The following is an 11,112-nucleotide window of genomic DNA, read 5'->3' as shown; positions in this document are numbered from 1 at the left end:
GCAAAAATACGTTTAAATTAGAGGAAACGCAAAAATGCCGAAATTAAGCTCTGAGAAAGGAAAGATTTGACTTGGGTTTCAGAAATCTTATCTTTGCAAAAAATATAATTATTATGAGCGATACGATACTTTGTCCGAAATGTAATTCGGAATTTACTTATCCGCAGGATAATCTTATGGTGTGTTCCCAGTGTTTTCACGAGTGGGATCCGGCAGATATTTCGGCAGACAGTGATGATAAAGTTTTTGATTCCAACGGGAATGAATTGCAGGATGGAGACTCTGTAGTCGTAGTAAAAGATTTGCCTGTAAAAGGTGCGCCAAAGCCAGTGAAAGCCGGAACCAAGGTTAAAAATATCAGATTAAGACCAGGAAGCGATCATAACATCGATTGTAAAATTGATGGATTCGGATCAATGGCCTTGAAATCCGAATTTGTGAAAAAAGGTTAATCAATAACTCTTATTTAAGCTTAGGGTTTGTTTAATTTTTTAACACTTTAGGAATAGATTATTCATTATAAAAAGTTCACATGAGGGCACATGAGGATTTAAAAATCTTTGATTTTTAATCTTAAGTGAGCTTCTTTATATATGCTAAAGCGATAATCTAAGGTGCCTTAAGTGTTTTTATTTTAAATTTAAACAGTCATTTATAGATATAGACTTTATCCATCAGGATAAAGTCTTTTTTATTATAATTTCTAAGAGGTATACCACAAAATAAAGTTTTCCACTTATTATTGAGTGTAGGACCTAAAATCGTAATTAAATATAATGTGAAATTGAGAAAAAGTAATAGGCAAAAAATAAAAAAGGAAAAATTTGGCAGGGCAACTTTCAAAAAACTTTCATTGCGAACGCTAATTTCAGTTTTACAAGGCAGAAAGAGAATAACCAAAAATTTCCTTGAATATCTTCTTGGGCAAAGATAAAAAAAATGTTTACAAACCAAAAATATTGGGTGTAAATATTTAATATTTAAGTTTTTAAAGCTTATTAAATAAAACTTATTTTTAATTTTCCTGCTTTCTTTTGGGCTGTATATACAATAAATGTATGGCCTTTAACATTGACAAGGTTTCTGTAAAAACCTCCCGAAAAACCAGATTCGATAACTTCTGCATCTGTTCCTTCATTTTCGGTAAATTTTAACTGATGTGGGAAATAAAACCACTTTGGTAAACCGAGTTCCTTTTGTTGTTCGGGTGTTAAAAGATTTACTTCACCCAATAATCTCGCTACATAAGGATTGTATGGTGACTGAAAAAGAGCCTCCGGGGAATCTTTCTGAATAAGACGGCCTTCCTGTAAAACAACTACTTCATCTATCCATGGCAGGATTTCTGTGATGTCGTGTGTGCTGATAATAAGACTAATGTTTTGTTCACGAACGTAAGCAAAGAGTTTATCCCGTAATTGTGTTTTTCTGGAAAAATCGAGATTACTGAAAGGTTCATCCAGAAGCAATAACTTAGGCAGTTGTGACAAAGCCTGTGCAATAGCAACACGTTGTTTCTGCCCGCCGCTTAGGTTTTTAGGATATTCATTGATAAAATCTTCCAGACCAACAATTTCCAGAAGCTGAAAAACTTTATCTCTTTTGGCTTTGAGATCTATATTCGAAAGAAATTTCCCTACATTATCATAGACCGTAGAGTAGGGCATCAGATCATAATGCTGCGCTACTAATTTCATATCTTTCTCTCCCGGAATAATATTGGCTTTGGGGCCATAAATTTCCCTGTTGTCAAAATATATTTTCCCTTTATACCAATCACTTAAACCATATATAATGTTTAGCAATGTTGTCTTTCCACATCCGCTTTCACCTATCAGCGCCATAATCTTTCCCTGCTCTAAACCGAGATGAAGATTGTTGAAGATAAGTTTGTCCTGACTATAGCCAAAGTCTATTCCTTGTATATTGAGTAACATTTTGCAAAAATAACCTTTTGTAGGTTTGTTAGTATTTTTTTATTAAATTTACGAAACTAATTGTTAAAATAAATTACAAAATAATGAAAAAAAGATTTTTATGGGTGTCTGCGTTGGCTCTTATGGGAACTGTTCTGGTAATTTCCTGCGGGAAAGATAAACCAGTAACAAATGAGTCCGGTGCAGTAACTACAACTAAGGAAGGAGCCGTTTTCGCAGTTGATACACTGAATAGTAAAATCGAATGGACAGGTTATAAGATTTTTAAATCAGATAATACCTCTCATTTTGGGACTATTAAGTTTGAAAGTGGAGAAGTTACTGTAAAAGACGGTAAACTGGAGTCCGGTAATTTTGTAGCATCCATGAATACTTTAACTTCCGAAGATTTAAAAGATGATAAAGAAAATCAGGCAAAGCTTGATGGCCACCTTAAGAGTGGTGATTTCTTTGAAGTAGAGAAATTCCCTACAGCATCTTTTGAAATTACTAAAGTTACTCCGAATGAAACCGGAGATTATAATACACTGATCGACGGAAACCTTACATTGAAAGGAGTGTCTAAGCCAATAAGCTTTAATACCAATGTAGTGGTGAAAGATGGTGTGGCAACAATTAAGTCTGAGAAAAAAGACATCAACAGACGTGACTTTGGTGTTAACTTTACTTCACCTGCCAGCAATGGTATTATTAAAGATGAAGTAAGTCTGCAGATTAACGTAAAAGCATTAGAAAAGAGATAGTTTTAAGTAATATGTGATGGAGAAAATCTGCTTTTGGAAACAAGAGTGGATTTTCTTTTTTATAAAAGTCCGATAAAAACCTTAAATTTGTGCTGCAATTTTTATAAGATGCTAGAGAAAATAGAAGAATTACTGGGTCAGGTACAACAATTTCATACCAAAAATAAAGAAGAAATCGAGAAGTTCCGTATTGCCTTTATTGGTAAGAAAGGAAGTGTAACAGAGCTTTTTGAGAAGTTTAAAGATGTTCCGAATGAACAGAAAAAAGAATTCGGACAGAAGATTAATACCCTTAAGCAGGCTGTAAATGCTAAAATTGAAGATCTGAAAGCAGGGATTTCTGAAGAAACGACTACCGAGAAAATAGACCTTACAAAACCTGGATTTCCTGAAGAGTTAGGAAGCAGACATCCTATTAATCTGGTTAAGAACAGAATTATTGAAATCTTTAAATCTATTGGTTTTGCTGTAGCAGACGGACCAGAGATTGAAGACGACTGGCATAATTTTACTGCATTGAACCTACCGGAATATCACCCGGCAAGAGATATGCAGGATACTTTCTTTATAGAGAAAGATCCGGATATTCTTTTAAGAACGCACACTTCTTCTGTACAGATCAGATATATGGAAAATAACGAACCTCCGATGAGAATTTTGTCACCGGGAAGGGTTTTCCGTAACGAGGCTATTTCATCCCGTTCACACTGTATATTCCATCAGATAGAAGGTTTGTATATAGACAAGAATGTATCATTTGCAGATCTTAAACAAACAATTCAGTATTTTACTACAGAATTATTTGGTAAATCCCAAATCAGAATGCGTCCTTCTTATTTTCCATTTACTGAGCCAAGTGCCGAGGTAGATGTATATTGGGGGCTAAACTCTGAAACCGATTACAGAATTACCAAAGGTACGGGTTGGTTAGAGATTATGGGTTGCGGAATGGTAGATCCTGCTGTTCTGAAAAATGTAAACATTAATCCTGACGAGTACAGTGGTTTCGCTTTTGGTATGGGAATTGAGCGTATTGTAATGTTGCTTTACCAAATGTCTGATATCCGTATGTTCTTTGAAAATGATGTACGTATGTTGGAGCAATTCAAACATTTGTAAGATTCAGATTATTCTGATATAAAATAATAAATGGCCGGATATTTCCGGCCATTTTATTTTGTTAGTAATTAATAATGTCAATTATTTATTTAGCAAAACGTAGTGGATACTTTACATTAGAATACTCTATAAGATCAGCCTTTAGAGATCCTACCGCCAGCTCAGCTTTCATTTGGATAGGAATATGATTAGCATCATTTGTTACCCACATAGTCACCCCTTCTTTAGCCTTGAAAACACGTCCACTCATTACTGAAGGGATAATTTTCAGACAGTTGATTTTGCCAAATTTTGTACTCATCATTTCAGTACCTACAACTTTTAGCATAAAAGGATAAATTTCATCATCGATCCATACGTTCAGTTTAACAGAGCTGCCAACTTTTAGCTGATCAGTACTCAGTGTACGCAGATAATAGAATGATGATAACATATCCTGTATATCGCTATTAACATTGAAGTTGCGGGTCTCGTTTTTTATTCTGTCATGTAAACTTACAGTATGGTTACTATGGTTGAATGTAGATGCCAGATTTTTACGGTAGCTTCCTTCACTTACATTTCTTACATAGAAACTTGGTTGGTCAGTTCTTAGATTAATATAGCTTTCATAGATATCATCCACTTTAAAAAATGCCCGTACAGCTCCGGAGCTTCTTCCTTCACCTCTTACGTAGAGATGGGGTGCACCGTTATATGTGGTTTTCTTGGTAGAGAGTGTTGCAAATCCTGCATTTAAAAATCCGTAGTGAATACGGTATTTTAATATTTCCCCTGAATTGACGCTGTCGAACTGAGCATTTATAAATACGACACTAAATACAAATATTGCTGTAAAAAAATTCCTCATACACAATTTTATAACTATATGTTTTCAAAAACTTTGCCAAAGCCTAAAGTACAAATTTCATCGGTATTTACGATGAAAAAATTATTAATGTTTTATGAATTCAATGACGAACATCATGAAAACCAATCAGGCTATTTGCAATGGTATTCCTATCTTTGTTTTTTCTAAATAATAACTGAGCGATATGATTGAAACTGATATCATTATTATAGGAGCAGGTCCTACTGGACTATTTGCCGTTTTCGAGGCAGGATTACTTAAGCTAAGATGCCATATTATAGATGCTTTGCCACAACCTGGAGGTCAGCTGGCTGAATTATACCCTAAGAAACCAATCTTCGATATCCCGGGATTCCCTTCGGTAGATGCAGGTGTATTGGTTAATAATCTTATGGAACAGATTAAGCAATTTGAACCAGGCTTCTCATTAAGCGAAACAGCAGTATCTTATGAAAAAACTGAAGACGGACTTTTTATTGTTGAGACCAGCAGAGGAACTAAAATAAAAGGTAAAGCTATTGCTATCGCCGGAGGTTTAGGAAGTTTTGAACCAAGAAAGCCACAGCTTGATAATATTGAAGCTTTTGAAGAAAAAGGAGTGGAGTACTTCGTAAGAAATCCTGAAATGTACAGAGATAAGAAAATTGTTATTGCTGGAGGAGGAGATTCTGCGTTGGACTGGTCCATTTTCTTAGCAGAAGTAGCTTCTGATGTAACATTAATTCACAGAAGAAATGAATTCCGTGGTGCACTGGACTCTGTCGAAAAAGTACAAAAACTAAAACAGGAAGGTAAAATTAATCTGATTACTCCTGCTGAAGTAGTAGGATTGGAAGGGAACGGAACTCTTTCTGCAATTGAGATTGAAAAAGACGGAGAGCGTGTTTCTATTGAAACTGATTATCTGATTCCTTTATTCGGATTAACTCCTAAATTAGGACCTATCGCAAATTGGGGGCTAGAGATAGAGAAAAACTCTATTAAAGTAAACAATGCACTGGATTACCAAACGAATGTTGAGGGTATCTATGCGATTGGGGATATCAACACTTATCCTGGTAAAATGAAGTTAATTCTTTGTGGTTTCCACGAAGCGACTTTAATGTGTCAGGGAATCTATAACCGTTTAAATCCTGGTAAAAAATTCGTACTGAAGTATACAACCGTGAGTGGGGTAGACGGATTTGACGGTACCAGAAAAGAAGCTGAAAAAGCAGTAGTGAAGTCAATTGACTAATTGATTTTTACATATATAATTGAAGAAGCGCCCGGTTTACCGGGCGCTTCTGTTATGCAGGTAAAAAGTCATTAAAAAAAGAGAGCCTTCCGAACAGAAGGCTCTCCTGAAAAAATAACCTTAGGCTATGTTAAGAGAAAAATAATTAAAATTTAAGGTCTAAACCAATATAGAAATTAGCTCCCATAATTGGTGCATAGACCATTCCGCCATCGAAGTAATTACCAAAAGGATTTTTAGCATCCAGAATAGCATTTTTCTGCTTGTAATTCGTCAGGTTTTCACCACCGGCATATATTCTTACCTTTTCATTCAGATTTTTCGAAATCTGGGCATTTAAAGTCGTATATGCGTTGGAATAATCCGGAAGTCTGAATTCTTGTGGATTACTCTGTGTAAATGGGATTCTTTGTTTTCCAATCCAGTTTAATGTAGCATCGAAACTCCAGAAACCACCTTTGTCATTTTTATTGGTTGCATAAGCAGCGTTGAAAAAACCTCTGTGTTTTGCCATAAAAGGAGCCTTTCTTCTGCCTGAAAGATAATCGGTTTCTACATTGTAATACTTGTAAGCCAATCTCAGGTCCAGGTTTTTAGCAGGAGTAAGATCCCATTGTACTTGTACACTATTGGCAAAAGATTTTCCTTCCAGATTATAAAACAGAATCTTGTTGGTATACTGATCTAAATCTGTAATGACCTGATTCTGAAAATCTGTTCTAAAAACGTCTGCTATGATTGTGGATTTTTTATTGAAAATTTTGAATTCCTGCTGCAGGCTCAATCCATAGTTCCATGCAATCTCAGGTTTTAGTCCATAGATATTTCCGTTGTTGGATAAAATCTCGATACTTCTATTGGACGCAAAATATTGCTGGCTTTCCGCAAAAATATTGGCAGTTCTGAATCCTCTACCTGCAGATAACCTTAAAATAGTTTTGGGAGCGATGTCATATTTGAAGTTAAGCCTCGGTGTGAACTGTGTACCCGCAAGATTATGAAAATCAACACGTGCACCAGCTACCAAAACATATTTAGCTCCTGTTAAAGTGTATTCTGCAAAAAGGCCCGGAACAGTCTCCTGTCGCTTATAATTAGCTGTCAGATAATCTTCATTGTAATCATCTAATAAAAAGCTTGCCCCAACTTTGTACTTGTGGTTGGTATTTCCAATAATACTTTCAAAAATTAAATTGGAATAAAAGGTAGACTGTTTTCCAAAGTAATTACGCAATCCGAAGAAACTATCCTGCTGATGATAAGTAAACTGATTCATCCAGCCTAAACTTTGATATGGTTTTCCTTTGAAAACATAGCCTGTTTTATTCCAAGCCTGAAATCGGGATATATCGATTCCTACACCATATAAATTTTGCTGACTCTGATTAAGTCTTTTGTTATAACCGATCTGGCCGGCAGTTCTTTCATCTTTTACAAAGTTAATCCCGAAATGAGAGCCGAATCCACTATTACTAAGATCATTGTAATTCAGTAGGTAGGCAGCGTTTAGCTGTGTTCCTTTTGGACGATCCAGAAAGCCATCATTGTTCATATCGGTATCGCCGAAAGTTCCGTTACCGTGTAATAATATGCTTTGATTCCATTTTTCGGCAACCTGAGAGGTATGGGTAATATTGGCTTCAGCACGTCCGTTAAAATCAGAGAACAGATTAAGCTCTGTTGTAGGTTTCTCATTTTCAGATTTCAGAAGTTCCGTGTTAATCTGTCCAGTAATACTCTCATATCCATTAACTACAGTGCTTCCACCTTTTGTTAGCTGAATCCCGCCAATCCAGCGTCCTGGTATAAAGTTTAATCCGTATGCTGATGCTAGTCCTCGTATTTCCGGAAGCTGTTCCTTTGTAAGGCTGGTATATTTCTGGTCCAGTCCCAGCATTTTAAGCTGTTTTGTTCCGGTTACAGCGTTGCTGAACGAAACATCTACCGTCGCATTGGTTTCAAAACTTTCAGAAAGATTACAACATGCTGCTTTTAATAATTCTTTTGGATTAATGTTGAAAGTCAATCCAACTTCCTTCTTGTTTAGAGCAGTTGCCTCAGCAGCTTTAGTTATTGTAACCCCACCAATTTGTTTTTCTTTTCCTTTATCACTTTGCTGGTGGTCTTCTTCTTCATTTTTTACTTCGGTATTTATTTTATCCGAATGTACTTTTGTATTTGCTTCTCCAAATGAAGTAGTGCGATCGAAATGGCAGCATGCAGGCAGTTTTGAGTATGTTTTATCGTCTGCTTTAAACTTTTCATTATCATGCCCGGCATCTGCAACTTTCTGCAGAACTTTTTCAGCAGTGGTTTTTGCCGGATCCAGTTCAAGATAGAGCTTTTGCTCATCCGCCTTCCATTCAGCACTTAATGCACCTGCATCTTTAGAAGCTTTTTCTATACGGGCTTTGCACATGTCACAGTTTCCTTTCACATAGAATGAAACTTTGTTTACAGTGTGTTCCTGATTTGGTTTAGTATCCCTGCTATAATGACAGCATGCAGGTAATTTGTTATAAACGGCGTCTTTAGCTGTATATTTTTCATTATCATGCCCAGCATCTGCTACATGCTGAAGGATTACATCGGTATTCGTATTGTCCGGATTATATTCTACAGTTAATATCTGTGTTTCCGGGCTCCATTGTGCAGTTTTTACACCTTTAGTTTTTGCTGCTTTTTCTATTCTGGCTTTACACATTTCACAGGCTCCTTTTACAACATAAGTTTCTTTTTTTAGAGAGCTCTGGGCGTTAATGTTCATAAACAGAAATAGATTCAGGAGCAACAGTCCTGATCTTAAAATTGATTTCATTCTGTAAATTAATTTAGTTCTAATCGATTATGTGCAGTTTTTTTACTGCTTTTAATAATAAAACTAAACGAGTTTAGGCGGTTGCCAGATGTTGAATGTCCTGTTCGGAATAACAGGAAATGAATAGGAGAAATCAGAGGTATCTTTGATAACAGAATTATGCAAAGGAGCCTCTATTGGTTCTAAAATAATATTATTGACGTATCCTGAGCAGGTCTGACAGCTTTTGCAGCTATCTTTACAGGACTTATTTGCATGTCCGGAATTCTGATCACAGCAGTTCTCGTTATGCTCATTTTCATGTTGGCAACAACTTTCTGAAGACTTTTCAGTAGTATGGCAATCCATTTTCTGAGATGCTGTTGCAGAGAACTGTTCCGGATACATAAATGTCCCCAGAAACATCAGAAATATGAGTAAATAGCTTTTTGTTGCCATAATCAGTGGCAAAGATAAAACAAAATCTAATAAGAAATACTTTATAGAAGCTTCTTTGTAGCTGATTTAAATTACCTTTTTGATAGACAAGTATGCTTTTTTCTTTCGTAAATTTGTGGATAATATTTAAATTATTATGTCAGACGTTAAAGTAACCATTATAGATAGAGAAGGTGTTGAACATGAGATTATGGCACCTACAGACATGTCGATGAATCTTATGGAAACCATAAGAGCCTATGAACTTGTAGAAGAAGGAACTTTCGGAATATGTGGCGGGATGCTGATGTGTGCTTCTTGTCAGTGCTATAAATTAAGCGATACAGAAGTACCTGAAATGGGAGATGAGGAAGAATCGTTGTTGTATAGTGATGGTGTTAATGTAAAAGAAAATAGCCGCCTAAGCTGCCAGATTCCAATTACTATGGATATAGAGGGATTGAAAGTAGAAATAGCTCCGGAGCCATAATTAATCCACAGATTATGTTCTAAAAATATAAAACCCGCCAAAGGCGGGTTTTTATTTTATATTATTTCGTTGGAATTTCTTTCAGAATATCCTGAAGGTAACCCCAGAACTTCTGTACAGATGTTATATTTACTTTTTCCTCCGGCGAGTGTGCACCAGTAATGTGAGGACCGAAAGATACCATTTCCATTTCAGGATAATTAGCACCAATAATACCACATTCTAATCCTGCGTGACATGCAACAACACGTGGCTGTTCCCCAAATTTCTGAGTATAAATTCTTTCAAGAACCGATACGATTTCAGAATTAGGATCAGGCTGCCATCCTGGATAAGATCCTGTGAATACTACATCCAGACCTGCCAGTTCAAATGATGCACGCAGCTGATCTGCCACAGCCATTTTAGTTGAATCTACAGAAGAACGGGAAAGGTTAAGTACTCTTAGTTTTCCTTCCTTCAGTTCTACTTTTGCTATATTGTTAGAAGACTCCACAAGACCTTCTACCTCAGGGCTCATTCTGTAAACTCCGTTATGAGCTGCTTTTAGACCTTTGATAAAAGATTCTGAATCTGCTGTGCTGATTCCTGATCCGTTTGTCTGAGCTTTGCTGATTGTAATCGTAAGATCTTTTTCTACTGATTTGAACTCATTAAGAATATCAGCTTTCAAAACTTCCGCAACTTTTAAATATGCATCTGCATTTGCTACACTAAAGTTAGCTCTGGCTTCACGTGGAATAGCATTCCTTAATCCTCCTGCATTAATATCAGATAATTGGATGCTTTGACCGATACCTGCAAATAAGAATCTTCCTAACAGAACATTAGCATTTCCTCTGCCTTTATCAATATCCATTCCGGAATGTCCTCCCGTAAGGCCTTTAATCTCAATAGCGATTCCTTCTCCCTGTACCGCTACGGTATTATACTCTTTTGATGCAGTTACATCAATACCTCCGGCACAACCTATATCGATTTCATCATCTTCCTCTGTATCCAGATTAAGAAGAATATCACCATGTAAAACTCCTGGCTTCAGACCAAAAGCTCCGGTCATTCCTGTTTCCTCATCGATAGTAAACAACGCTTCTATAGCAGGGTGTTCAATATCTGAAGATTCCAGAATGCTCATAATAGTAGCAACACCAATACCGTTGTCAGCTCCCAATGTTGTTCCGTCAGCCTTTACCCAGTCACCATCAACCAGCATGTTGATTCCCTGAGTGTCAAAGTCAAAATCTGTATCATTGTTCTTCTGACATACCATATCCAGGTGCGACTGTAATATTGTCGTTTTTCTGTTCTCCATTCCCGGAGTAGCAGGTTTACGGATGATAACATTTCCTGTTTCGTCTTCCGAAGTTTCCAGACCTAAAGATTCTCCAAAATTTTTGATGAAAGCAATAACTTTCTCTTCCTTTTTAGATGGTCTTGGAATAGCATTAAGCGCTGCAAAGTTTTTCCAAATGGCTTTTGGTTCCAGATGTAATAAATCCAT

General features: G+C 36.3%; 10 protein-coding genes. 5 read left to right on the top strand and 5 right to left on the bottom strand.

From position 1 onward, the window contains the following. Positions 1-113: 113 nt before the first annotated feature. A complete protein-coding gene (locus tag ATE49_RS01950) occupies positions 114-452 on the top strand; it encodes a zinc ribbon domain-containing protein YjdM (protein ID WP_059154597.1) in 339 nt (112 codons plus the stop codon). A gap of 546 nt (positions 453-998) precedes the next feature. On the opposite strand, the gene ATE49_RS01945 is transcribed toward ATE49_RS01950, so the two are convergent. After that, entirely contained in the window at positions 999-1,937 is a 939-nt protein-coding gene (locus ATE49_RS01945; protein WP_065080851.1) for a sulfate/molybdate ABC transporter ATP-binding protein, read from the bottom strand. Between the two features lie 83 nt (positions 1,938-2,020). Here ATE49_RS01945 and ATE49_RS01940 point away from each other — a divergent pair, with 83 nt between their 5' ends. Together ATE49_RS01940 and pheS are read left to right on the top strand one after the other, a co-directional pair. Beyond that, positions 2,021-2,680, top strand: a complete 660-nt coding sequence (locus ATE49_RS01940) for a YceI family protein (protein ID WP_065080850.1) — start codon at positions 2,021-2,023, stop codon at positions 2,678-2,680. Between the two features lie 108 nt (positions 2,681-2,788). Beyond that, positions 2,789-3,799 (top strand): phenylalanine--tRNA ligase subunit alpha, encoded by a 1,011-nt coding sequence (gene pheS / locus ATE49_RS01935; RefSeq protein WP_034866047.1) that lies wholly within the window; start codon positions 2,789-2,791, stop codon positions 3,797-3,799. A gap of 85 nt (positions 3,800-3,884) precedes the next feature. On the opposite strand, the gene ATE49_RS01930 is transcribed toward pheS, so the two are convergent. After that, complete coding sequence (locus ATE49_RS01930; protein WP_059154600.1) at positions 3,885-4,649, bottom strand: DUF3108 domain-containing protein; 765 nt, start codon at positions 4,647-4,649, stop codon at positions 3,885-3,887. A gap of 184 nt (positions 4,650-4,833) precedes the next feature. Between ATE49_RS01930 and ATE49_RS01925 the strand changes: the two genes are divergently transcribed. Next, the gene (locus tag ATE49_RS01925; protein WP_059343925.1) at positions 4,834-5,886 is read left to right on the top strand and encodes an NAD(P)/FAD-dependent oxidoreductase; all 1,053 of its coding nucleotides are present in this window, start codon (positions 4,834-4,836) and stop codon (positions 5,884-5,886) included. A gap of 145 nt (positions 5,887-6,031) precedes the next feature. Here ATE49_RS01925 and ATE49_RS01920 read toward each other — a convergent pair whose 3' ends face one another. After that, a complete protein-coding gene (locus ATE49_RS01920) occupies positions 6,032-8,704 on the bottom strand; it encodes a TonB-dependent receptor domain-containing protein (protein ID WP_065080849.1) in 2,673 nt (890 codons plus the stop codon). 63 nt (positions 8,705-8,767) lie between these two features. Then, positions 8,768-9,142 (bottom strand): hypothetical protein, encoded by a 375-nt coding sequence (locus ATE49_RS01915; RefSeq protein WP_065080848.1) that lies wholly within the window; start codon positions 9,140-9,142, stop codon positions 8,768-8,770. Positions 9,143-9,278: 136 nt separating this feature from the next. Between ATE49_RS01915 and ATE49_RS01910 the strand changes: the two genes are divergently transcribed. Next, the gene (locus ATE49_RS01910; RefSeq protein WP_009092021.1) at positions 9,279-9,611 is read left to right on the top strand and encodes a 2Fe-2S iron-sulfur cluster-binding family protein; all 333 of its coding nucleotides are present in this window, start codon (positions 9,279-9,281) and stop codon (positions 9,609-9,611) included. A gap of 61 nt (positions 9,612-9,672) precedes the next feature. Here the strand turns inward: ATE49_RS01910 and ATE49_RS01905 are convergent, their stop codons facing one another. Then, positions 9,673-11,112, bottom strand: a complete 1,440-nt coding sequence (locus ATE49_RS01905; RefSeq protein WP_065080847.1) for an aminoacyl-histidine dipeptidase — start codon at positions 11,110-11,112, stop codon at positions 9,673-9,675.

Source organism: Elizabethkingia miricola (assembly GCF_001675285.1).
GTDB lineage: Bacteria > Bacteroidota > Bacteroidia > Flavobacteriales > Weeksellaceae > Elizabethkingia > Elizabethkingia miricola.
The sequence above is the reverse complement of the archived record's forward strand: the minus strand, read 5'-3'. Positions and strand labels throughout refer to the sequence as shown.